Below are 23,097 nucleotides of genomic sequence, written 5' to 3' on the forward strand. Positions count from 1 at the left end.
CGCACCGTGAGCGGGCAGACTGCGGTCATGGACTGGAACCACTACCGCTTCCGCACCCTGTGGAGCCTGCCCGCGCCGCCCGCCGCCGTGTACGCGGCGCTGGAATGCGCCGAGGACTACCCCCGGTGGTGGCGCCAGGTCCGGGATGTCACCCGGCTCGACGACACGACGGGCGTGGTCCGGATCCGCTCCGTCCTGCCCTACGACATGACCTTCACGGCGCGGGAGGTGCGACGTGATCCCGGGGCGGGCGTGCTGGAGATCGCCCTGTCCGGTGACATGGAGGGCTGGGCACGCTGGACGGTCACACCTCGGGGGGCGGGGGCCCTCGTGCGGTACGACCAGGTCGTCGACGTCCGCAAACCGCTGCTGCGGCGGCTCGCCGTGCCCTGCCGGCCCGTCTTCCGGGGCAATCACCGGCTGATGATGCGTGCGGGAGCGCGCGGACTGGCCAGGCACCTCGAAGCGGTTTGAAGGAAACGTGCCGGGGCCTGTATTGTTCAGTGCGTTCCCGGGCGATTAGCTCAGTGGGAGAGCGCTTCGTTCACACCGAAGAGGTCACTGGTTCGAACCCAGTATCGCCCACCGGAAACAGCCGGTCCGTCTCAGACGGACCGGTTTTTCATGCCCGCACCAGGTGCTCAGGCCGCCGCCGGCAGCTCCGGACGCAGCGGCCAGGCCGGGTCGACCGACTCCTCCACACCGCTGCGCGCGAACCACGCCTGGAGCCCCCGGGCCTGCGCCGCGTGCCACACCGCCTGCAGCGTGTGCAGCTCACCGGGAGCGAGGCGCTCCAGCCGCGACGCGAAACGGCGGCCCACCGCTCGGGTGACCTCCAGCGCCGCCACGGCGTCGGCCGCCGCGTCGTGCGCGCCCTCCAGGGCGACGCCGTAGTGCGCGCACAGATCGGTCAGGGTGCGGCGGCCCTTGCGGTAGCGGTCCAGGTGCTTGTCCAGGACCCTTGGGTCGAGCACGCACAGCGGGGCCGACTCGAACCAGCGGTTCAGGGACGAGGCGCGATGACGGCGCAACTCCCGGTCGAACAGGGTGAGATCGAACGGCGCGTTCATCACCACGACCGGGCGGCCCACGTGGGCCTGTTCGGCCAGCGCCTCCGCTATCTCGTACATCACCGGCGCCGGCCACCGGCCGTTGCGCTGCAGGTGATCCTCCGTCAGCCCGTGCACCGCCGTCGCCTCGGCGGGCACCGGCACGCCCGGGTTCACCAGCCAGCGGCTGACCCGCGGCCGGATGCCCGGGGCGTCCTGGACGACGACGGCGGCCGACACGATGCGGTCGGTCTCGACGTCCACGCCCGTGGTCTCCGTGTCGAAGGCGGCCAGCGGGCCTTCGTACCAGCACGTCGTCATAGCCACACAACCCCTCGTTCACTTCGGCAGTTGACGCACCGTCCGCTGCCCGATCCGGTGATACCCGGGCTGTTTGCGCCGTACGCCGGAAGGAGACAACAGGAGTACGGGTCCGCGCAGTTCAACGGCCCGCACGGGGATCCACTTGTTCTGGAAGGCTGTTGGCCATGGCCATAGCGCAGCCCGAACGGGGCGGGCTGCTGCCCGAGCGCACGGCCCCCTCTCGCGGCACCCTCGCCACGACCGCCTGCATGGAGACACTCCAGGTCGGCTATCTGCACGCCGTCGCGGCGGCCGCCGGCTGCTCGCTCTCCCAGCCGTTCCCCGACAACGGCATCGACTGGCACGTCAGCCACAGCGCCCCCGGGCACACCGTCGACGACGAGGTCACCATCAAGGTGCAGCTCAAGGCCACGTACCAGGTGCCGCCCGCCCCACCGGGCCCGACCTTCGCCTTCACGCTCGACAACGACCACCTGGCGAAGCTCGCCCGCACACCCGTGTCGGTGCACAAGATCCTGGTGGTGATGCTGGTGCCGCGCTCCCAGGACGACTGGCTGCGCGCCGGCCACGACCGGCTCGACCTCAGGCACTGCTGCTACTGGACCAACCTCGCGGGCCAGCCGATCACCGGCCGCCGCCGCACCACCGTGCGCATACCGACTTCACGCATCTTCGACGACCGGGCGCTGTGCGAGATCATGACGCGGGTCGGGACGGGAGGGAAACCGTGACGCACCGCCCGACAGAGGAGCCACTGAGGCCCGTGCGGCCCCACCCCGTCGACACCACCTGGAGCGCCGCTCCGGCCGAGCCCGCGGACGTCGACCCGGCCGTACTCAGCGCCCTGCTCCGCCGGCACGGCTGGCAGCGGCGCGGCGGCGCCCCGGGACGCTACGGGCGCTGGACCCCGCCCGGCCCCGGCGGCACCGGCACCAGCCTCCTCGTACCCGAAACCCGCGCCTTCCCCGACAGCGACGACCTGCTCGGCGAGGCCCTGCTCGCCCTGTCCCGCAGCGGCTCGCCCTCCGCCCGCGAGATCCTCGTCTCCCTCGCCGTCCCCAGCGACGAGATCCGCTGGTGGCACGAGGTCCCGGCCGGGCCGGCCGGTGCGGCGCCCTGGACCGTCGAGGACCGGCTGCGCACCGCCGCCCGCCGGATGCTGCTCGCGGCGGCACTCGCCACCCGCGCCCGGGCCGGCTACCACGGCGCCCGGCACCGGCGCTCCGCCGCCGCGTCCCTGGACCACGTCCTCGTCGGCTCCGCGACGGACGGCCGGCTCACCGCCTTCGTGCCCGTCGAAGGCGGCCGGCCCCTCGCCGTCCGCCTCCACCATGCCCTGTACGCGGCCCGCGAGGCCATCGACTACCAGCGCACCACCGGCGGCATGGAAGCCTTCGACGCCGCGGTCGAGGCGGGCGTGAGCCACGACCTCACCGAGGCCCTCGTCGCGCTGGTCCGGGGCACGGAGGGCGCCCGGATCGCCGTCGAGTGGGCCCCGGCCGCCGGTGTGCCCGAGGGCTGCGCGGCCTCCGCCGAGCCCGTCGAGTTCTCACCCGGCGACCTGCCCGCGCTGCGCGAGGCGGGCGCCCGCTACTTGCGCGAGGAACCCGCCGTACCGGTGCGGATCACGGGAGCCGTGACACGGATGCGCAGGTCGGGGCCGCGCGGCGAGGGCACCGTACGGCTGCGGGTGCTGGCCGGGGCCGACGTACCGGACGTCCGGATCACCCTCGACGAGGAGGCGTACCGCATCGCCGGGCACGCCCACCTCGTCGGGCTGCCGGTGCGGGTCCAGGGACGGCTGGAGAGCCGGGGCGGCTTCCGGCGCCTGACCGGCGCCCACGGTGTCGTACCGGTGCAGGTCGACGACGCCGAGCGGGACCGCCTCATGAAGGCGCTCCAGGAGAACGCCGGGGTGGCGGCCTTCTTCGAGGAGGCCTGCGGAGGGGACTGCGGGGACTGATTTCGCGAAGGGTGGTCCCGGGTCGGTACGATCCTTACTCGTGCGTGCGCTCCGGTATGGCGCCCGCGGCCCCCTTCAGTCAGGAGAGACCGGTGTCAGACGTCCGTGTGATCATCCAGCGCGATTCCGAGCGGGAAGAACGCGTGGTGACGACGGGCACTACGGCCGCCGAGCTCTTCGCCGGCGAGCGCTCGATCATCGCCGCGCGCGTGGCCGGCGAACTCAGGGACCTGTCGTACGCCCTGTCCGAGGGCGACGAGGTCGAGGGCGTCGAGATCTCCTCCGAGGACGGTCTGAACATCCTGCGCCACTCCACCGCGCACGTCATGGCGCAGGCCGTGCAGGAGCTCTTCCCCGAGGCCAAGCTCGGCATCGGCCCGCCCGTCAAGGACGGCTTCTACTACGACTTCGACGTCGAGAAGCCGTTCACGCCCGAGGATCTCAAGGCCATCGAGAAGAAGATGCAGGAGATCCAGAAGCGGGGGCAGAAGTTCGCCCGCCGTGTGGTCACCGACGAGGCCGCCCGCGAGGAGCTGGCCGGTGAGCCGTACAAGCTGGAGCTGATCGGCCTCAAGGGCTCCGCCTCCTCCGACGACGGCGCGGACGTCGAGGTCGGCGCCGGCGAGCTGACGATCTACGACAACCTGGACGCCAAGACCGGCGAGCTGTGCTGGAAGGACCTCTGCCGAGGTCCGCACCTGCCGTCGACCCGGGCGATCCCGGCGTTCAAGCTGATGCGCAACGCGGGCGCCTACTGGCGCGGCAGCGAGAAGAACCCCATGCTGCAGCGCATCTACGGCACCGCCTGGCCGACCAAGGACGAGCTCAAGGCGCACCTGGAGTTCCTCGCCGAGGCCGAGAAGCGCGACCACCGCAAGCTCGGCAGCGAGCTCGACCTGTTCTCCATCCCGGAGCAGATCGGCTCCGGCCTCGCCGTCTTCCACCCCAAGGGCGGCATCATCCGCCGGGTCATGGAGGACTACTCGCGCAAGCGGCACGAGGAGGCGGGCTACGAGTTCGTCTACACCCCGCACGCGACGAAGGGGAAGCTCTTCGAGACCTCGGGCCACCTGGACTGGTACGCCGACGGCATGTACCCGCCCATGCAGCTCGACGAGGGCGTGGACTACTACCTCAAGCCCATGAACTGCCCGATGCACAACCTGATCTTCGACGCGCGCGGGCGTTCCTACCGTGAGCTGCCGCTGCGCCTGTTCGAGTTCGGCACCGTGTACCGGTACGAGAAGTCGGGCGTGGTCCACGGCCTGACCCGCGCCCGCGGCTTCACCCAGGACGACGCGCACATCTACTGCACCCGCGAGCAGATGTCCGAGGAGCTCGACAAGCTCCTCACCTTCGTGCTGGAGCTGCTGCGCGACTACGGCCTGAACGACTTCTACCTGGAGCTGTCCACCAAGGACCCCGAGAAGTTCGTCGGCTCCGACGAGGCCTGGGAGGAGGCGACCGAGACGCTGCGCCAGGTCGCCGAGAAGCAGGGCCTCCCGCTCGTCCCGGACCCGGGCGGCGCCGCCTTCTACGGCCCGAAGATCTCCGTCCAGGCCAAGGACGCCATCGGCCGCACCTGGCAGATGTCGACCATCCAGCTCGACTTCAACCTGCCGGAGCGCTTCGACCTGGAGTACACGGCCGCGGACGGCTCCAAGACCCGCCCCGTCATGATCCACCGCGCGCTGTTCGGCTCGATCGAGCGCTTCTTCGCGGTGCTCCTGGAGCACTACGCGGGCGCCTTCCCGGCGTGGCTGGCCCCGGTCCAGGCGGTCGGCATCCCGATCGGCGACGCGCACGTCGAGTACCTGGAGAAGTTCGCGGCGGCGGCCCGGAAGAAGGGCCTGCGCATCGAGGTGGACTCCTCCTCGGACCGTATGCAGAAGAAGATCCGCAACGCCCAGAAGCAGAAGGTGCCCTTCATGGTCATCGCGGGCGACGAGGACATGTCCCACGGGTCCGTGTCCTTCCGCTACCGCGACGGCTCCCAGGAGAACGGCATCCCGTTCGACGAGGCCATCGCGAAGATCCTCAAGGTCGTCGAGGAGCGGGCGCAGGTCTGATCGCAGGGCGCGACCACGCCCCCGCCGAACCGCGTACGGGCCCCCGGGAGATCCCGGGGGCCTTTGCCGTACCCCCAGCTCGACGCCATATGCTGCACTGCATGACGAGTGAGCCGGAGCAGCAGCTGGGAGTGGGGACGCAGGACGCGTTCCAGCGTCTGTGGACGCCCCATCGGATGGCCTACATCCAGGGTGAGAACAAGCCGACCGGCCCGGGCGCCGGCGACGGCTGCCCCTTCTGCTCGATCCCGGCCAAGTCCGACGAGGACGGGCTGGTCGTCCGGCGCGGCGAGCAGGTCTACGCGGTGCTCAACCTGTACCCGTACAACGGCGGGCACCTGATGACCGTGCCCTACCGGCACGTCGCCGACTACACCGACCTGACGGCGGGGGAGACCGCCGAGCTCGGTGAGCTCACGAAGCAGGCGATGACGGCCCTGCGCACGGCCTCCGGCGCCCACGGCTTCAACATCGGCATGAACCAGGGCTCGGTCGCCGGCGCGGGCATCGCGGCGCACCTGCACCAGCACATCGTGCCGAGGTGGGGTGGCGACACGAACTTCATGCCCGTGGTGGGACACACGCGGGTGCTGCCGCAGCTGCTGGCGGACACCCGGAAGATGCTGGCGGAGGCCTGGCCCACCAGCTGATTTCGGCGAGGTCGGGCCTTCCCAGCCCGTCCGGCGTTTGAGGACGAGGCCGTTCAGGCCGATGGGGGTCCGGGGGCGTAGCCCCCAGGGACACGAGCCCCCACCGGCCCGCGGCTGAACGGCTCGACCGCCGGAGGCCTACGCGTCGTACACATCCGCCTTCTTCGGCGAAGCCTCCTGCACCGCCCCGCTGAGCGCCGCCGACCTGGACCCGAACTTCTCGACGTCCACCCCGTTCTCCCGCAGCACCTTCAACGCCGCCGCGTGCACCACCCGCAGCACAGGCGTCGCAGCCCGCAGCGCGTCGTCCGCCATGAACCGGTGCCGCCACGGCTGATCCGCCCACGCGTGCCGCAGACCGAACGGCTCCGGAAGCGTCAGGCTGCCGCCGAGCCAGTTCAGCAGCGGCGGATACCAGGTCAGCGGGGCGCGTGCGGCCAGCCGTACCACCTCGTCGGCGTCGATCAGGGGCATCTTCACGGTGCGGGTCTCCCAGAAGCGGAAGGCCTTCTGGACCGTCTTCTCCTTGGCCGCCGGCTTGTCGTTGAACAGGGAGTTGACCGGCCCCAGCGCGTGCCCGGTGACCTCGATGCGCAGCGTGTCGTGCAGCACCGTCACCGTGATCAGCATCGTGATGACCAGGTGGCCGTCCCACAGGGTCCACTGCACACCGAGATAGTGCCGGTCGCCGCTGCCGAACTGCTGCTTGTTGCAGATGTCCTGTATGGCGTGCGTCCGCACCGTGTACGCGTCGACGTCCGCGCCGCTCGGCCGGGACACTTCCGTCGCCTTCTCGCCGATCGGTGTGACGATCCAGTGCGTGATGGACGGCTTCGGGAAGCCGCCGGTGTTGATGGACGTGCGCTCCAGCATGCCCAGGCCGCCCTGGATCGCCACGATGACGTCCCAGCTGCGGAAGGGGTGGAAGTCCTTGCCCGGCTCGGCGGACACCAGCTCCTCCGCCAGCTGCCAGCTGCCCCACCGCGTGCCCATGCCGAGTATGCCCTTGGGCCCGGCGTAGAAGACCGAGTTGGACCGCTGCTCGGCGGCCAGACGGGCCAGCTCCTTGCGGACCTGCTCGGCCGCGTCGCCGGGGTTGCCCGGCACCGCCTCGGGGATCTTGGCGCCCACGCCGCCGCCCGACAGCAGGCTCGACCAGCGCTCCCGCAGGTCCCGGGCGGTCCGCTCGCAGATCTGCTTGGCCCAGAACCAGCCGACGACCGGCATGACGACCGCCGCGCGCCCGTACAGGGCCCAGAATCCCTCGAACGGCATGCGGATCAGGAACAGCACGGCGAGCGCGCCCACGGCGACCAGCAGGGTCGTGGCGAGGGCGCCGGCCCGCTTGTCCTCGCGCTTGGCCATGGTGGTGCGCAGCGTGAACACCAGCAGCCACACGAGGAAGCCCGGCAGGAAGAGCACCCCGCAGATCACCGTGACCGCCGACAGCCAGTTGTCGCGGTCGCGGCGGATGCGGTGGGCCGCCAGACAGTGCTCCACGACGACCTGGGGCTCGATGCCGAAGGACTGGATGACCGGCTTGCGCCCGGCGCCGAGCATGCGGTCGACGACGGCGCGGGAGAAGGCCTCGCCGAAGTTGGGGCGGAAGATCTTCGCCCAGGAGCGCGGTGGGGTCACCTTCGACTGGTGCCACTCGTTGTCGGCCTTCAGGATCTTGGCGACCTCGTCGTCCCGGTACGCCGCCGCGGCCAGCGCGTAGGTCGCCGCGGTCTGGCCGCTCGCACCCGCCAGAGGCACCTGGGCCCCTGGGCTGAAGTCGAATCCGTCCGTCACTGCCGCCCCCATCGCTGCCGCTTCCGCATCAAGCGGCCTTCCCGAGTTCCGCGCTCCGCACACCTGTTGATCAGGTCATCAGCGTATCCGCAGGCACCGGCATCCGTCGGCGGGCGGTCCTTTGAACCGCCCGCCTGTTCTCAGGGAGCCCTCACGGGGGCCACTTGGCCCCCTCAGGCCCCAACTAGGAGGCTTTGCGCTCCTCTTCACGGATCCGGTCCGCGACCTGCTGCGGCATCGGCTCGTGCCGTGCGTACCGGCGGCTGAAGCGGGCCGTGCCGTGCGTCATCGACCGCAGGTCGATCGCGTACCGGCCGATCTCGATCTCGGGCACCTCGGCCCGGATCAGGGTGCGCCCGCCGGGTGTCTGCTCGGTGCCGAGCACCCGGCCGCGCCGCCCCGACAGGTCGCTCATCACGGCGCCCACGAAGTCGTCGCCGACCAGCACCGACACCTCGGCCACCGGCTCCAGCAGATGGATCTTCGCATCGGACGCCGCCTCACGCAGCGCGAGCGCCCCGGCCGTCTGGAACGCGGCGTCGGAGGAGTCCACCGAGTGCGCCTTGCCGTCCAGGAGGGTCACGCGTACGTCGATGAGCGGATACCCGGCGACAACTCCCTTGGCTGCCTGGGCCCTTACGCCCTTCTCCACGGAGGGGATGAACTGCCGGGGCACCGAGCCGCCGACGACCTTGTCCACGAACTCGATGCCCGAGCCGCCCGGCAGCGGCTCCACCTCGATCTCGCAGATGGCGAACTGCCCGTGCCCGCCGGACTGTTTGACGTGCCGGCCACGCCCGGCGGCCTTGGTCGCGAACGTCTCACGCAGGGAGACCCTGTGCGGTACGACGTCGACCTGGACGCCGTAGCGGCTGCGCAGCCGCTCCAGGGCGACGTCCGCGTGCGCCTCGCCCAGGCACCACAGGACCACCTGGTGGGTGTCCTGGTTCTGTTCGAGCCGCATCGTCGGGTCCTCGGCCACCAGCCGGGCCAGGCCCTGCGAGAGCTTGTCCTCGTCCGGTTTGCTGTGCGCCTGGATGGCCAGCGGGAGCAGCGGGTCGGGCATCTGCCACGGCTCCATGAGCAGCGGGTCGTCCTTGGCGGACAGGGTGTCGCCGGTCTCGGCCCGGCTGAGCTTGGCCACGCACGCCAGGTCGCCGGCGATCACGTGCGACACCGGGCGCTGCTGTTTGCCGAACGGCGTGGACAGGGCGCCGATCCGCTCGTCGACGTCGTGGTCCTCGTGCCCGCGGTCGGCCAGGCCGTGCCCGGAGACGTGGACCGTCTGGTCGGCGCGCAGGGTGCCGGAGAAGACCCGGATCAGCGACAGCCGGCCGACGTACGGGTCCGAGGAGGTCTTCACGACCTCCGCGACCAGCGGCGCGTCCGGGTCGCACGGCTTGAGCTCGCGCGGCTTGCCGTCGACCGTCGTCACCCGCAGCGTCTCGTGCTCCAGCGGCGTGGGGAAGCCCCGGGTGATCAGCTCCAGCAGCTCCAGCGTGCCGAGCCCCTGCCGGGAGCCCTCGGTCGCGGGGGCGGCGGCCAGGACGGGGAAGAAGACCCCGCGTGCGACGGCCCGCTCCAGGTCCTCGATCAGGGTCTTGACGTCGACCGGCTCCCCGCCGAGGTAGCGGTCCATGAGGGTCTCGTCCTCGCTCTCCGAGATGATCCCCTCGATCAGCCGGTTGCGGGCCTCCTCGATCTGTGGCAGCTGGTCCTCGCCCGGCTCCGACTCCTTGCGCTCGCCGGTCGAGTAGTCGAACAGCTTCTGCGACAGCAGCCCGATCAGGCCGGTCACGGGAGCGTGCCCGTCCGGCGCCTGCGGGCCGTGCAACGGCAGGTAGAGCGGCAGGACCGCGTCGGGGTCGTCCGCGCCGAAGGCCTCCGCGCAGATCCGGGTCATCTCCTCGAAGTCGGCGCGCGCCGCCTCCAGGTGCGTGACGACGATGGCCCGGGGCATGCCCACGGCCGCGCACTCCTCCCACACCATGCGGGTCGAGCCGTCCACGCCGTCCGCGGCCGAGACGACGAAGAGGGCCGCGTCCGCCGCGCGCAGACCGGCCCTGAGCTCACCGACGAAGTCGGCGTATCCGGGGGTGTCGAGGAGATTGACCTTGATCCCGTCCCACTCGACGGGCACCAGGGAGAGCTGCACCGAGCGCTGCTGCCGGTGCTCGATCTCGTCGTAGTCGGAGACGGTGCCGCCGTCCTCCACGCGGCCCGCCCGGTTCACTGCCCCCGCCGTGAGCGCGAGGGCCTCCACCAACGTGGTCTTGCCCGATCCGGAGTGGCCGACCAGCACCACATTCCGTACGGACTGGGGGTGGTCGGCCGCCTGTGCCCTGCCGGCGGCCCCAGGGTGTGTCTGTGCCTTGTCGCCCATGATCCTGCCTCCCGTGCACGGTGAGGTCACTGTGGGCGCGGACACGCGGGATCCGCGTGCGGTGCGGCTCCGGCGACGCCCGCGGTTATTCGACCTTCCCACTCCCGTCACGGTGCGTCCATACGAAGGACGTGATCGCGCCCCGCCCCGCGCACCGGTGCGCCGTGACACGGGCCTCGGGTCCCGCCCGTCGCCCGCACGCGCGCGTGGCTACGATGGGCCAGCCGGTGGCCAGCAGGGGCCAGACGGCGACACCGACCCTCGGGAAGGCCATGCTGAACAAGTACGCGCGTGCATTCTTCACGCGTGTTCTCACACCGTTCGCCGCGTTTCTGATCCGGCGGGGCGTCAGCCCCGACACCGTCACGCTCATCGGCACCGCCGGTGTGGTCGCGGGCGCGCTGGTCTTCTACCCCATGGGCGAGTTCTTCTGGGGCACGGTCGTGATCACGCTGTTCGTCTTCTCCGACCTGGTCGACGGCAACATGGCCCGCCAGCTCGGCCGCTCCAGCCGCTGGGGCGCCTTCCTGGACTCCACGCTCGACCGGGTCGCCGACGGCGCGATCTTCGGCGGCTTCATCCTCTGGTACGCAGGCGGGGGCGACGACCTCGTCCTGTGCGCCGTCTCGATCTTCTGCCTGGCCAGCGGTCAGGTGGTGTCGTACACCAAGGCCCGCGGCGAGTCGATCGGCCTGCCGGTCGCCGTCAACGGGCTGGTCGAGCGGGCCGAGCGGCTGGTGATCTCCCTGGTGGCGGCCGGCCTCGCGGGCCTGCACGCGTTCGGTGTCCCGGGCATCCAGTACCTGCTGCCGGTCGCCCTGTGGATCGTCGCCGTGGGCAGCCTCGTCACGCTGATCCAGCGGGTCGTCACGGTCCGCCGCGAGTCCGCGGAGGCCGAGGCCGAGGCCGCGACCGCGGCCGCCGAGCGGGACGACAATGGGGGCGGGCAGAAGAACGAGAACGCCTCTCACGGGAGCGAGGCGGCCACGTGAGCGCACAGGACCGGCTGACGGACGCGCTGTACGGACTCGGCTGGAGCACCGTCAAGCAGCTCCCCGAGCCGGTCGCCGTACGGCTCGGGCAGACCATCGCCGACCTCGCCTGGAAGCAGCGTGGCAAGGGCATACAGCGGCTGGAGAGCAACTACGCGCGCGTGGTGCCCGGCGCGAGCCCCGAGCGCCTCGCCGAACTCTCGCGGGCCGGCATGCGGTCGTACCTGCGCTACTGGATGGAGTCCTTCCGCCTCCCCGCCTGGAGCAGGGAACGCATCGAGAGCGGCTTCGTCGCCAAGGACCTGCACTACCTGACCGAGGGCCTGGCCGCCGGCAAGGGCGTCGTACTCGCCCTGCCCCACCTGGCCAACTGGGACCTCGCCGGCGCCTGGGTCACCACGAAGCTCGGCATCCCGTTCACGACGGTCGCCGAGCGTCTGAAACCGGAGACGCTGTACGACCGGTTCGTCGCCTACCGCGAGGGCCTCGGCATGGAGGTCCTGCCGCACAGCGGCGGCACCGCCTTCGGCACCCTGGCCCGGCGGCTGCGCGACGGCGGCCTGGTCTGCCTGGTCGCCGACCGCGACCTGTCCGCCTCCGGCGTCGAGGTCGGCTTCTTCGGCGACACGGCCCGGATGCCGGCCGGACCGGCCCTGCTCGCCCAGCAGACGGGCGCCCTGCTGCTGCCCGTCACCCTCTGGTACGACGACTCGCCCGTGATGCGCGGCCGGGTCCACCCACCCGTCGAGGTGCCCGGGTCAGGCACGCGCGCCGAGAAGACGTCTGTCATGACACAGGCGCTGGCCGACGCCTTCGCCACGGGGATCGCCGACCACCCGGAGGACTGGCACATGCTGCAGCGCTTGTGGCTCGCGGACCTCGACCCTGCGAAGGGGCCGTCGTGAGGATCGGCATCGTCTGCCCGTACTCCTGGGACGTACCGGGCGGCGTCCAGTTCCACATCCGGGACCTGGCCGAGTACTTCATCCGTCTCGGCCACGAGGTGTCCGTCCTCGCACCGGCCGACGACGACACCCCCCTGCCGCCTTACGTCGTCTCGGCCGGGCGCGCGGTGCCGGTGCCGTACAACGGCTCGGTGGCCCGGCTGAACTTCGGCTTCCTGAGCGCCGCCCGGGTGCGCCGCTGGCTGCACGACGGCGCGTTCGACGTCATCCACATCCACGAGCCGACCTCGCCCTCGCTCGGCCTGCTGACCTGCTGGGCCGCCCAGGGACCGATCGTCGCCACGTTCCACACGTCCAACCCGCGCTCCCGGGCCATGATCGCCGCGTACGCCATCCTCCAGGCGGCCCTGGAGAAGATCAGCGCGCGGATCGCGGTGAGCGAGTACGCCCGGCGCACGCTGGTGGAGCACCTCGGCGGGGACGCGGTGGTGATCCCGAACGGCGTCGACGTCGACTTCTTCGCCAAGGCCGAGCCCAAGGCCGAGTGGCAGGGCGGCACGGTCGGCTTCATCGGGCGCATCGACGAGCCCCGCAAGGGCCTGCCGGTGCTGATGAGGGCCCTGCCGAAGATCCTCGCCGCCCGCCCGCAGACCCGGCTGCTGGTCGCCGGGCGCGGGGACGAGGAGGAGGCGGTGGAGACCCTGCCCGCCGAGCTGCGCTCCCGCGTCGAATTCCTCGGCATGGTCAGCGACGAGGACAAGGCCCGCTTCCTGCGCAGCGTCGACCTGTACGTCGCGCCCAACACCGGCGGCGAGAGCTTCGGGATCATCCTGGTCGAGGCCATGTCCGCCGGAGCCCCCGTCCTCGCCTCCGACCTGGACGCCTTCGCCCAGGTCCTGGACCGGGGAGAGGCCGGGGAGCTGTTCCCCAACGAGGACGCCGACGCCCTGGCCGACGCGGCCGTGCGCCTGCTGGACGACCCGGGCCGCCGCGCGGAACTGCGCGAGCGGGGCAGCGCCCACGTCCGGCGCTTCGACTGGTCGACCGTCGGCGCGGACATCCTGTCCGTCTACGAGACGGTGACGGCGGGCGCGGCGGCGGTGGCCGAGGACGAGCGGACCAGCGGGCTGTGGGGGCGGTTCGGCCTGGCCCGGGACTGACCGGGCACCCGGCCGTGTGAGCGGGCACCGGTAGCCTCTGGGCCGTGACCGCAACCCTCATCTGGATCCTCGTCGCCCTCGTGCTGATCGGCTTGTACCTGAGCTGGACGGCCGGGCGGCTGGACCGGCTGCACGCGCGCATCGACGCGGCGCGCGCCGCACTCGACGCACAGCTGCTGCGCCGCGCCTCCGTCGCCCAGGAACTGGCCACCTCCGGGGTGCTCGACCCGGCCGCCTCGATCGTCCTCTACGAGGCCGCGCACGCCGCCCGTCAGGCGGTGGAAGAGCAGCGGGAGGTCGCCGAGAGCGAGCTGAGCCAGGCGTTGCGGGCCGTGTTCGGTGAGGTCCAGCAGGTGGAGGCGGTGCGGGAGGCGCCCGGGGGCGAGGAGGCCGCGGAGGAGCTCGCGCAGGCGGTGCGGCGCGTCCCGATGGCCCGCCGCTTCCACAACGACGCCGTACGGGCCGCCCGTGCCCTGCGCCGGCACCGCAAGGTCCGCTGGTTCCGGCTGGCGGGCCACGCCCCGTTCCCCCTGGCCTTCGAAATGGACGACGAGCCTCCGACGGCCCTGGCGGACCGGGCCGCCTGAGTCCCCGTTCACGCGCCGTTCCCCGGCCGTCCGCCGGAAAAGGATCCACAGCGTTCCCATTGGCCCTTGCTGTGGCCTGGTCCCCTCACGTTTCCTCGGTGCTGCAGAATTCCCCCTTTCCGTAGCGAGGTCACCCGTGTCCACCACGTCCCCCAACTCCCAGGCCCCCGAGACCGGCACCGCCCGTGTGAAGCGCGGTATGGCCGAGCAGCTCAAGGGCGGCGTCATCATGGACGTCGTCACGCCGGAGCAGGCGAAGATCGCCGAGGACGCGGGCGCCGTCGCCGTCATGGCCCTGGAGCGGGTCCCGGCCGACATCCGCAAGGACGGCGGCGTGGCCCGCATGTCCGACCCGGACATGATCGAGGGCATCATCGACGCCGTCTCGATCCCGGTCATGGCCAAGTCCCGCATCGGCCACTTCGTCGAGGCCCAGGTGCTGCAGTCCCTCGGCGTCGACTACATCGACGAGTCCGAGGTCCTCACCCCGGCCGACGAGGTCAACCACTCCGACAAGTGGGCCTTCACCACGCCGTTCGTCTGCGGTGCCACCAACCTGGGCGAGGCCCTGCGCCGCATCGCCGAGGGCGCCGCGATGATCCGCTCCAAGGGCGAGGCCGGCACCGGCAACGTCGTCGAGGCCGTCCGCCACCTGCGCCAGATCAAGAACGAGATCGCCAAGCTGCGCGGCTTCGACAACAACGAGCTGTACGCCGCCGCCAAGGAGCTGCGCGCCCCCTACGAGCTCGTCAAGGAGGTCTCCGAGCTCGGCAAGCTGCCGGTCGTGCTGTTCTCCGCGGGCGGCGTCGCCACCCCGGCCGACGCGGCCCTGATGCGCCAGCTCGGCGCCGAGGGCGTCTTCGTCGGCTCCGGCATCTTCAAGTCCGGCGACCCGGCCAAGCGCGCCGCCGCCATCGTGAAGGCCACCACCTTCTACGACGACCCGAAGATCATCGCGGACGCGTCCCGCAACCTCGGCGAGGCCATGGTCGGCATCAACTGCGACACCCTCCCCGAGACCGAGCGCTACGCCAACCGCGGCTGGTAACCCCCATGAGCACTCCTGTCATAGGCGTCCTGGCCCTCCAGGGCGACGTACGGGAGCACCTTGTCGCCCTGGCCGCGGCCGATGCCGTGGCCAGGCCGGTGCGGCGCCCCGAAGAACTCGCCGAGGCGGACGGCCTCGTCATCCCCGGCGGCGAGTCCACCACCATCTCCAAGCTGGCGGTCCTGTTCGGCCTGATGGAGCCGCTCCGCGCGCGCGTGCGGGACGGCATGCCCGTCTACGGCACCTGCGCCGGCATGATCATGCTCGCCGACAAGATCCTCGACCCGCGCTCGGGTCAGGAGACCGTCGGCGGCATCGACATGATCGTGCGCCGCAACGCCTTCGGCCGGCAGAACGAGTCCTTCGAGGCGGCCGTCGACGTCAAGGGCGTCGAGGGCGACCCGGTGGAGGGCGTCTTCATCCGCGCCCCCTGGGTCGAGTCGGTCGGTGCCCGGGCCGAGGTGCTCGCCGAGCACGACGGCCACATCGTCGCGGTCCGCCAGGGCAACGCTCTGGCCACGTCGTTCCACCCGGAACTGACCGGCGACCACCGCGTGCACGCCCTGTTCGTCGACATGGTGCGCGAGAACCGGACGGCCCAGTCCTTGTAGGATTCCTGCGTTCGTTGCTGAGATGGGTTACGCGAAGGAGACAGGCAGATGTCCGGCCACTCTAAATGGGCCACGACGAAGCACAAGAAGGCCGTCATCGATGCCAAGCGCGGCAAGCTCTTCGCGAAGCTGATCAAGAACATCGAGGTGGCGGCCCGGATGGGCGGCGCCGACCCCGAGGGCAACCCGACGCTCTACGACGCCATCCAGAAGGCGAAGAAGTCGTCGGTCCCCAACAAGAACATCGAGTCGGCGGTCAAGCGCGGCGCGGGCCTGGAGGCCGGCGGCGCCGACTACGAGACGATCATGTACGAAGGCTACGGCCCGAACGGTGTCGCGGTGCTCATCGAGTGCCTCACCGACAACCGCAACCGCGCCGCCTCCGAGGTGCGCGTCGCCATGACCCGCAACGGCGGCTCCATGGCCGACCCGGGCTCGGTGTCGTACCTGTTCAACCGCAAGGGCGTCGTGATCGTCCCCAAGGGCGAGCTGACCGAGGACGACGTGCTGACCGCCGTGCTCGACGCGGGCGCCGAGGAGGTCAACGACCTCGGTGAGACCTTCGAGGTCCTCAGTGAGGCCACCGACCTGGTCGCGGTCCGCACCGCCCTCCAGGACGCCGGCATCGACTACGACTCCGCCGACGCCAACTTCGTCCCGACCATGCAGGTCGAGCTGGACGAGGAGGGCGCCAAGAAGATCTTCAAGCTCATCGACGCGCTGGAGGACAGCGACGACGTGCAGAACGTCTTCGCCAACTTCGACGTCAGCGACGAGGTCATGGAGAAGGTCGGCGCGTAACGCCGCCACGGGCTCCGCAGGACCCGACGGGCCGACGGGACACACTCCGTCGGCCCGTCGCGTTGTCGGTGCCACCCGATAGCCTGCAGGAACAGGCGATCGAGAGGGAGGACGCGTGCGCGTTCTGGGGGTGGACCCGGGCCTGACCCGGTGCGGTGTCGGCGTGGTCGAGGGCGTCGCCGGACGGCCGCTCACGATGATCGGCGTCGGCGTCGTCCGCACACCGGCGGACGCGGACCTCGGCCGCCGCCTCGTCGCCATCGAGCAGGGCATCGAACAGTGGCTGGACGAGCACCGGCCGGAGTTCGTCGCCGTCGAGCGCGTCTTCAGCCAGCACAACGTCCGTACGGTGATGGGCACGGCCCAGGCCAGCGCCGTCGCCCTGCTGTGCGCCTCCCGTCGCGGAATCCCCGTGGCGCTGCACACGCCGAGCGAGGTCAAGGCCGCCGTCACCGGCAGCGGCCGGGCCGACAAGGCCCAGGTGGGCGCCATGGTGACCCGCCTGCTCCGGCTCGGCGCACCGCCCAAGCCCGCCGACGCGGCCGACGCCCTCGCCCTCGCCATCTGCCACATCTGGCGCGCCCCCGCGCAGAACCGACTCCAGCAGGCCGTCGCCCTGCACACAACGAAAGGCCGTACGGCATGATCGCCTTCGTCAGCGGCACCGTCGCCGCGCTCGCCCCCGACGCCGCGGTCGTCGAGGTCGGCGGTGTGGGCATGGCGGTCCAGTGCACGCCGAACACGCTGTCCACGCTGCGCACGGGCCGGCCCGCCAAGCTGCACACCTCCCTCGTCGTCCGGGAGGACTCACTGACCCTGTACGGCTTCGCGGACGACGACGAGCGGCAGACCTTCGAGCTGCTCCAGACGGCCAGCGGCGTGGGACCGAGACTCGCCCAGTCGATGCTCGCCGTGCACACCCCGGACGCCCTGCGCCGGGCCGTCGCCACCGGCGACGAGAAGGCGCTCACCGCCGTCCCCGGCATCGGCAAGAAGGGCGCCCAGAAGCTGCTCCTGGAGCTGAAGGACCGCCTGGGCGAGCCGGTCGGCGCCCCCGCCGTGGGTACGGCCGTCAGCGCCGGCTGGCGCGACCAGCTGCACGCCGCCCTGATCGGCCTCGGCTACGCGACCCGGGAGGCCGACGAGGCGGTGACCGCCGTCGCCCCGCAGGCCGAGGCCGCAGGGGGCACGCCGCAGGTGGGACAGCTGCTGAAGGCGGCCCTGCAGACCCTGAACCGCGCCCGCTAGTCCGAGCAGTCCGTACCTCCGTACCGAGATTCCGAGGCACACTCCATGAACTGGGACGACACGACCGACGCCGATGCCGCCGAGCGGCTCGTCGGTGCGTCCGCCGACCGTGAGGACCAGGCCGTCGAGGCCGCCCTGCGCCCCAAGGACCTGGGCGAGTTCATCGGCCAGGAGAAGGTCCGCGAGCAGCTCGACCTCGTCCTGCGCGCCGCACGCGCGCGTGGCGCCACCGCCGACCACGTGCTGCTCTCCGGCGCCCCCGGCCTCGGCAAGACCACCCTGTCGATGATCATCGCGGCCGAGATGGGCGCCCCCATCCGCATCACGTCGGGCCCCGCCATCCAGCACGCCGGCGACCTCGCCGCGATCCTCTCCTCCCTCCAGGAGGGCGAGGTCCTCTTCCTCGACGAGATCCACCGCATGTCCCGGCCCGCCGAGGAGATGCTGTACATGGCGATGGAGGACTTCCGCGTCGACGTCATCGTCGGCAAGGGCCCGGGCGCCACCGCCATCCCGCTGGAGCTGCCCCCGTTCACCCTGGTCGGCGCCACCACGCGCGCGGGCCTGCTGCCGCCCCCGCTGCGCGACCGCTTCGGCTTCACCGCGCACATGGAGTTCTACGAACCGGCCGAACTGGAGCGGGTCATCCACCGCTCCGCCGATCTCCTCGAAGTCGAGATCGAGCCGGACGGCGCCGCCGAGATCGCCGGCCGCTCCCGCGGCACGCCCCGTATCGCCAACCGTCTGCTGCGCCGCGTCCGGGACTACGCGCAGGTCAAGGCCGACGGCCTGATCACCAGGGACATCGCGGCCGCCGCCCTCGCCGTCTACGAGGTGGACGCCCGCGGCCTCGACCGTCTCGACCGGGGCGTGCTGGAAGCCCTGCTCAAGCTGTTCGGCGGCGGACCCGTCGGCCTGTCCACGCTCGCGGTCGCGGTGGGGGAGGAGCGTGAGACCGTGGAGGAGGTCGCCGAGCCCTTCCTGGTCAGGGAGGGCCTGCTGGCCCGCACCCCGCGCGGCCGGGTCGCCACGCCCGCCGCATGGGCGCATCTCGGCCTCACCCCGCCCCGCTCCCAGACCACCGGAAACGGACAACAGGACCTGTTCGGGGCGTGACGGCACCGTCACCGCTCCGGGGCGGCGAGGCCAGTGGCCGGAGCAGGAACCCCGGTGCCATGCTGAGCGTTGTTCCATGCGCGCGGACTCGCTTAGACTCCGCCGATGCCGCCTTTGTCGGCGGCGTACACACCCCCAACCATCTGGCCGCTCACAGCGCGGTCGTGTGAAGGAAGTACCGACCCGTGAGTCTCCTGACCCTCCTCCCGTTCATCGTGCTCATCGGGGCCATGTTCCTGATGACCCGGTCGGCCAAGAAGAAGCAGCAGCAGGCCGTGGAGATGCGGAACCAAATGCAGCCCGGCAGCGGTGTCCGCACCATCGGGGGCATGTACGCCACCGTCAAGGAGGTGAACGAGGACACCGTCCTCGTCGACGCCGGCCCGGGCGTCGAGCTCCTCTTCGCCAAGAACTCCATCGGTGCCGTCCTCACCGACGACGAGTACAACCGCATCGTCCACGGCGTCGAGCACGACCTGAAGTCCGACGCCGACATCGTCCCGGACGACGCCTCCTCCCTCACCGAGACCGACGACTCCGCCGCCGACGCCGGCGCTGACGACAAGGCCGTCGACCTCGGCAAGAAGGACACGGCCGACGAGCCTGCCGACGACGCTCCGGCCGGCGAGGCGAAGACGGACGAAGAGCCGAAGAAGACCGACGGCGACTCCGAGGCGAAGTAGTCGCGTCCCGGGGTGCGCGGGTCCGGCCCGCGCACCCCGGGACACGACCGGCTCGCACGGAATCCCGACACCATGTCATGGCCGCCCGTCCGCCGATCCGGAGCGCGGCGGCCCGAGAGGGAGTACGAGAAGGTGGCCACACCTAAAAAGGGCCGGAGCGCGAGCGCCCAGAGCAAGCCGGGGCGCTCGCTGGCCCTGATCCTGATCGCCATCGCGGCGCTCACCGGTGGGATGTTCGCCTCGGGACACACCACACCGCGTCTCGGCATCGACCTGGCCGGCGGTACGAGCATCACGCTCGAGGCGGTTCCCGAGGCCGGCAACGAGGCGGCGATCAACAAGACCAACATGGACACCGCCGTCTCCATCATGGAGCGCCGTGTCAATGGTCTGGGCGTCTCCGAGGCCGAGGTCCAGACGCAGGGCCGGGACAACATCATCGTCAACATCCCCAAGGGCACGAACTCCGAGCAGGCCCGCAAGCAGGTCGGCACCACCGCCAAGCTGTACTTCCGCCCGGTCATCGCCACCGAGGTCTCCGGCGGCGCCGGCGCGGCCAGCCCCTCGCCGAGCCCCACGGGAAGCCCCTCGGACAAGCCGTCCGGCAAGGCCACCGACAAGCCCGAGGCCACCGACAAGGGCTCCGCCTCCCCGTCCGCCTCTCCCACCACGCAGGGCCGAGCGGTCACGGACGCGCTGAAGGCCGACGCGACGCCGTCCGCGAGCGCCTCGGACAAGGCGAAGGCCAGCCCCTCCCCGTCCGCGTCCGGCGGCACGGCCGCCGACGACGCGAGCAAGCTCCAGGAGCAGTACGCCAAGCTCGACTGCACCAACGCGAAGACCCGCTCCGCCGTGGGCGACGGCGTCAAGGCCTCCCAGCCCACCCTGGCCTGCGGCAAGAACTCGCAGGGCCAGTGGCAGAAGTACATCCTCGGCCCGGCCGAGGTCGACGGCACCGACGTCGACAAGGCCCAGGCCGTCCTGAACACCCAGACCGGTGCGGGCTGGACGGTCACGATGGACTTCACCGACGGGGGCGCCAAGAAGTTCGCGGACATCACCGGCAAGCTGGCCCAGAACCAGTCGCCGCAGAACCAGTTCGCGATCGTCCTCGACGGCGACGTGGTCTCCGACCCGTACGTGCGGCAGGCGCTCACCGGCGGCAACGCGGAGATCTCCGGCAACTTCAACCAGCAGTCAGCCCAGGACCTCGCCAACATGCTGAGCTACGGTGCGCTGCCGCTGACCTTCCGGGAGGACAGCGTCTCGACCGTCACCGCCGCGCTCGGCGGTGACCAGCTGAAGGCCGGTCTGATCGCCGGTGCGATCGGTCTCGCGCTGGTCGTCATCTACCTGCTGCTCTACTACCGCGGCCTGGCGTTCATCGCGATCCTCTCGCTGCTGGTCTCCGCCGCCCTGACCTACACGATCATGGCGCTGCTCGGCCCGACCATCAATTTCGCGCTGAATCTGCCGGCCGTGTGCGGTGCCATCGTCGCGATCGGTATCACGGCGGACTCGTTCATCGTGTACTTCGAACGCGTCCGTGACGAGATCCGGGAGGGCCGCTCGCTGCGCCCCGCCGTCGAGCGGGCCTGGCCGCGCGCCCGGCGCACCATCCTGGTCTCCGACTTCGTGTCGTTCCTCGCCGCCGCGGTGCTCTTCATCGTCACCGTCGGCAAGGTCCAGGGCTTCGCCTTCACGCTCGGCCTGACCACCCTGCTCGACGTGGTCGTCGTGTTCCTCTTCACCAAGCCGCTGCTGACGCTGATGGCCCGCCGCCCGTTCTTCGCGAACGGCCACAAGTGGTCCGGCCTCGACCCGAAGAGCCTGGGTGCGAAGCCCCCGCTGCGCCGCACCCGCCGCCCCGCCGCCCCCGTCGACACCAAGGAGGCCTGAGATGTCGAAACTCGGCACCCTCGGCGCCCGACTGCACCGTGGCGAGGTCGGCTACGACTTCGTCAAGAACCGCAAGATCTGGTACGGCCTCTCCATCCTGATCACCATCACGGCCATCGTCGGCCTGGCGGTCCGCGGCCTGAACATGGGCATCGAGTTCCAGGGCGGCGCCGTCTTCAACACGCCGAAGAACACCAGCGCCTCGGTGTCCCAGGCGGAGAGCTACGCGGAAGAGGCCTCCGGCCACGACGCGATCGTCCAGAAGCTCGGCGACGGCAGCCTGCGCATCCAGGTGGCCGGCATCGACACCGGCGCGGCCGACAAGATCAAGGACAAGCTCTCCGACGACCTCAAGATCGACGCGGAGCAGATCAACGCCGAACTGGTCGGCCCCAGCTGGGGTGACCAGATCGCCAACAAGGCCTGGCAGGGCCTGTGGATCTTCCTCGTCCTCGTGGTGATCTACCTGGCGATCGCCTTCGAGTGGCGCATGGCGCTGGCCGCGTTCGTCGCCCTGATCCACGACATCACCATCACGGTCGGCATCTACGCCCTGGTCGGCTTCGAGGTCACACCGGGCACGGTGATCGGTCTGCTGACCATCCTCGGCTACTCGCTCTACGACACGGTCGTGGTCTTCGACAGCCTCAAGGAACAGACCAAGGACATCACCAAGCAGACCCGCTGGACCTACAGCGACGTCGCCAACCGCTCGATCAACAGCACCCTGGTCCGCTCCGTCAACACCACGGTGGTCGCGCTGCTGCCGGTCGCGGGCCTGCTGTTCATCGGTGGCGGTGTCCTCGGCGCCGGCATGCTGAACGACATCTCGCTGTCGCTGTTCGTCGGCCTCGCCGCCGGTGCGTACTCCTCGATCTTCATCGCCACGCCGCTCGTCGCCGACCTCAAGGAGCGCGAGCCGCAGATGAAGGCGCTCAGGAAGCGTGTCCTCGCCAAGCGGGCCCAGTCCGGCGCCCAGGGCGAGACCGAGGCCGACGGCGCCGACGAGTCGTACGACGGTGAGCCCGAGGACGCCGCACCCGCGGTCGTCGGCCCCCGCAACCAGCCCGCGTCCCGCACCCGCGGCCGTGGCCGTCCGTCGGGGAAGCGCCGATGACCGACATCAGGGAGCTGCTGCTCAGCCGCATCAGGGACGTCGCGGACTACCCGGAGCCGGGCGTGATGTTCAAGGACATCACTCCGCTCCTGGCGGACCCGGCGGCGTTCACCGCGCTCACCGACGCCCTCGCCGAGATCGCCGAGCGCACCGGTGCCACCAAGGTCGTCGGCCTGGAGGCCCGGGGCTTCATCCTCGGCGCCCCGGTCGCCGTCCGCGCCGGCCTCGGCTTCATCCCCGTACGCAAGGCGGGCAAGCTCCCCGGAGCCACCCTCGGCCAGGCATACGACCTGGAGTACGGCTCGGCGGAGATCGAGGTGCACGCCGAGGACCTGACCGCCGACGACCGTGTCCTGGTCGTCGACGACGTCCTCGCCACCGGCGGCACCGCCGAGGCCTCGGTCCAGCTCATCCGCCGGGTCGGCGCGGAGGTCGCCGGCCTCGCCGTCCTCATGGAGCTCGGCTTCCTGAACGGCCGCGCCCGTCTGGAACCGGCTCTGAACGGTGCCCCGCTGGAGGCGCTGCTCACGGTCTAGTAAGCCCCCGGCAGCGCGGCGGACACCGCCATGCCACCGGCACGACACCGCGCAGGCGGGCCCGGAGAAATCCGGCGCCCGCCTCTGGTGTTTCTCCGGTAGACGGTCCTCACATTGGCCTGAAGGCGATCCTGGGGTCCAGGATGGCTACCATGGGGTCTC

Annotated in this window: 22 protein-coding genes and 1 tRNA gene; 20 read left to right on the forward strand and 3 right to left on the reverse strand. The window is 71.1% G+C overall.

All coding sequences use genetic code 11. The annotated features are described in order from the left end of the window. Positions 1-27 precede the first annotated feature (27 nt). Entirely contained in the window at positions 28-474 is a 447-nt protein-coding gene (locus tag ACH4G3_RS33440) for an SRPBCC family protein (RefSeq protein ID WP_397628137.1), read from the forward strand. 39 nt (positions 475-513) lie between these two features. Beyond that, a tRNA-Val gene (locus tag ACH4G3_RS33445) sits at positions 514-585 on the forward strand. A gap of 56 nt (positions 586-641) precedes the next feature. Here the strand turns inward: ACH4G3_RS33445 and ACH4G3_RS33450 are convergent. Beyond that, entirely contained in the window at positions 642-1,370 is a 729-nt protein-coding gene (locus tag ACH4G3_RS33450; protein WP_397628138.1) for a 3'-5' exonuclease, read from the reverse strand. A 167-nt stretch (positions 1,371-1,537) separates the two neighbouring features. Here ACH4G3_RS33450 and ACH4G3_RS33455 point away from each other — a divergent pair, with 167 nt between their 5' ends. The 4 genes from ACH4G3_RS33455 to ACH4G3_RS33470 all read left to right on the forward strand — a co-directional run bounded on the left by ACH4G3_RS33455 (position 1,538) and on the right by ACH4G3_RS33470 (position 6,055). Then, the gene (locus tag ACH4G3_RS33455; protein ID WP_354749512.1) at positions 1,538-2,104 is read left to right on the forward strand and encodes a DUF4365 domain-containing protein; all 567 of its coding nucleotides are present in this window, start codon (positions 1,538-1,540) and stop codon (positions 2,102-2,104) included. After that, entirely contained in the window at positions 2,101-3,336 is a 1,236-nt protein-coding gene (locus ACH4G3_RS33460; RefSeq protein WP_397628001.1) for a hypothetical protein, read from the forward strand. The genes ACH4G3_RS33455 and ACH4G3_RS33460 overlap by 4 nt, the downstream gene beginning before the upstream one ends. Before the next feature lie 92 nt (positions 3,337-3,428). Beyond that, the gene (gene thrS / locus ACH4G3_RS33465; RefSeq protein ID WP_397628002.1) at positions 3,429-5,405 is read left to right on the forward strand and encodes a threonine--tRNA ligase; all 1,977 of its coding nucleotides are present in this window, start codon (positions 3,429-3,431) and stop codon (positions 5,403-5,405) included. 89 nt (positions 5,406-5,494) lie between these two features. Then, positions 5,495-6,055, forward strand: coding sequence for an HIT family protein (locus tag ACH4G3_RS33470; protein WP_390990597.1), 561 nt, complete (start codon positions 5,495-5,497; stop codon positions 6,053-6,055). Positions 6,056-6,193: 138 nt separating this feature from the next. Here the strand turns inward: ACH4G3_RS33470 and ACH4G3_RS33475 are convergent, their stop codons facing one another. Continuing rightward, the gene (locus ACH4G3_RS33475; RefSeq protein ID WP_397628003.1) at positions 6,194-7,861 is read right to left on the reverse strand and encodes a hypothetical protein; all 1,668 of its coding nucleotides are present in this window, start codon (positions 7,859-7,861) and stop codon (positions 6,194-6,196) included. A 172-nt stretch (positions 7,862-8,033) separates the two neighbouring features. After that, on the reverse strand, positions 8,034-10,232 hold the full coding sequence (locus ACH4G3_RS33480) for an elongation factor G-like protein EF-G2 (RefSeq protein WP_397628004.1): 2,199 nt from the start codon (positions 10,230-10,232) through the stop codon (positions 8,034-8,036). Positions 10,233-10,447: 215 nt separating this feature from the next. Here ACH4G3_RS33480 and pgsA point away from each other — a divergent pair, with 215 nt between their 5' ends. The 14 genes from pgsA to ACH4G3_RS33550 all read left to right on the forward strand — a co-directional run bounded on the left by pgsA (position 10,448) and on the right by ACH4G3_RS33550 (position 22,935). Next, positions 10,448-11,224, forward strand: coding sequence for a phosphatidylinositol phosphate synthase (gene pgsA / locus ACH4G3_RS33485; protein ID WP_397628139.1), 777 nt, complete (start codon positions 10,448-10,450; stop codon positions 11,222-11,224). Further along, on the forward strand, positions 11,221-12,129 hold the full coding sequence (locus tag ACH4G3_RS33490; protein WP_397628005.1) for a phosphatidylinositol mannoside acyltransferase: 909 nt from the start codon (positions 11,221-11,223) through the stop codon (positions 12,127-12,129). The genes pgsA and ACH4G3_RS33490 overlap by 4 nt, the downstream gene beginning before the upstream one ends. Next, positions 12,126-13,289: a glycosyltransferase family 4 protein gene (locus tag ACH4G3_RS33495; protein WP_397628006.1), complete on the forward strand. Its 1,164-nt coding sequence runs from the start codon at positions 12,126-12,128 to the stop codon at positions 13,287-13,289. The genes ACH4G3_RS33490 and ACH4G3_RS33495 overlap by 4 nt, the downstream gene beginning before the upstream one ends. Before the next feature lie 44 nt (positions 13,290-13,333). Then, the gene (locus tag ACH4G3_RS33500; RefSeq protein ID WP_397628007.1) at positions 13,334-13,876 is read left to right on the forward strand and encodes a LemA family protein; all 543 of its coding nucleotides are present in this window, start codon (positions 13,334-13,336) and stop codon (positions 13,874-13,876) included. 136 nt (positions 13,877-14,012) lie between these two features. Then, positions 14,013-14,924: a pyridoxal 5'-phosphate synthase lyase subunit PdxS gene (gene pdxS / locus ACH4G3_RS33505; RefSeq protein ID WP_020270015.1), complete on the forward strand. Its 912-nt coding sequence runs from the start codon at positions 14,013-14,015 to the stop codon at positions 14,922-14,924. Positions 14,925-14,929: 5 nt separating this feature from the next. Then, positions 14,930-15,535, forward strand: a complete 606-nt coding sequence (pdxT, locus tag ACH4G3_RS33510; protein ID WP_354749495.1) for a pyridoxal 5'-phosphate synthase glutaminase subunit PdxT — start codon at positions 14,930-14,932, stop codon at positions 15,533-15,535. Positions 15,536-15,583: 48 nt separating this feature from the next. Further along, on the forward strand, positions 15,584-16,336 hold the full coding sequence (locus ACH4G3_RS33515) for a YebC/PmpR family DNA-binding transcriptional regulator (RefSeq protein ID WP_397628008.1): 753 nt from the start codon (positions 15,584-15,586) through the stop codon (positions 16,334-16,336). 115 nt (positions 16,337-16,451) lie between these two features. Further along, positions 16,452-16,982 (forward strand): crossover junction endodeoxyribonuclease RuvC, encoded by a 531-nt coding sequence (gene ruvC / locus ACH4G3_RS33520; RefSeq protein ID WP_354749493.1) that lies wholly within the window; start codon positions 16,452-16,454, stop codon positions 16,980-16,982. Then, complete coding sequence (gene ruvA / locus ACH4G3_RS33525; protein ID WP_397628009.1) at positions 16,979-17,584, forward strand: Holliday junction branch migration protein RuvA; 606 nt, start codon at positions 16,979-16,981, stop codon at positions 17,582-17,584. The genes ruvC and ruvA overlap by 4 nt, the downstream gene beginning before the upstream one ends. A gap of 45 nt (positions 17,585-17,629) precedes the next feature. Further along, positions 17,630-18,700 (forward strand): Holliday junction branch migration DNA helicase RuvB, encoded by a 1,071-nt coding sequence (gene ruvB / locus ACH4G3_RS33530; protein ID WP_354749488.1) that lies wholly within the window; start codon positions 17,630-17,632, stop codon positions 18,698-18,700. Between the two features lie 185 nt (positions 18,701-18,885). Beyond that, positions 18,886-19,383, forward strand: a complete 498-nt coding sequence (gene yajC, locus ACH4G3_RS33535) for a preprotein translocase subunit YajC (protein WP_397620836.1) — start codon at positions 18,886-18,888, stop codon at positions 19,381-19,383. A gap of 132 nt (positions 19,384-19,515) precedes the next feature. Beyond that, positions 19,516-21,282 carry a protein translocase subunit SecD gene (gene secD / locus ACH4G3_RS33540; protein ID WP_397628140.1) on the forward strand — a complete coding sequence of 589 codons (1,767 nt, stop codon included), beginning with the start codon at positions 19,516-19,518 and terminating at the stop codon, positions 21,280-21,282. A 1-nt stretch (position 21,283) separates the two neighbouring features. Further along, positions 21,284-22,399 (forward strand): protein translocase subunit SecF, encoded by a 1,116-nt coding sequence (gene secF, locus ACH4G3_RS33545; RefSeq protein WP_397628010.1) that lies wholly within the window; start codon positions 21,284-21,286, stop codon positions 22,397-22,399. Next, on the forward strand, positions 22,396-22,935 hold the full coding sequence (locus ACH4G3_RS33550; RefSeq protein WP_397628011.1) for an adenine phosphoribosyltransferase: 540 nt from the start codon (positions 22,396-22,398) through the stop codon (positions 22,933-22,935). The genes secF and ACH4G3_RS33550 overlap by 4 nt, the downstream gene beginning before the upstream one ends. The last annotated feature ends 162 nt before the right edge of the window (positions 22,936-23,097 follow it).

Source organism: Streptomyces afghaniensis (assembly GCF_044327915.1).
Lineage (GTDB): Bacteria > Actinomycetota > Actinomycetes > Streptomycetales > Streptomycetaceae > Streptomyces > Streptomyces afghaniensis.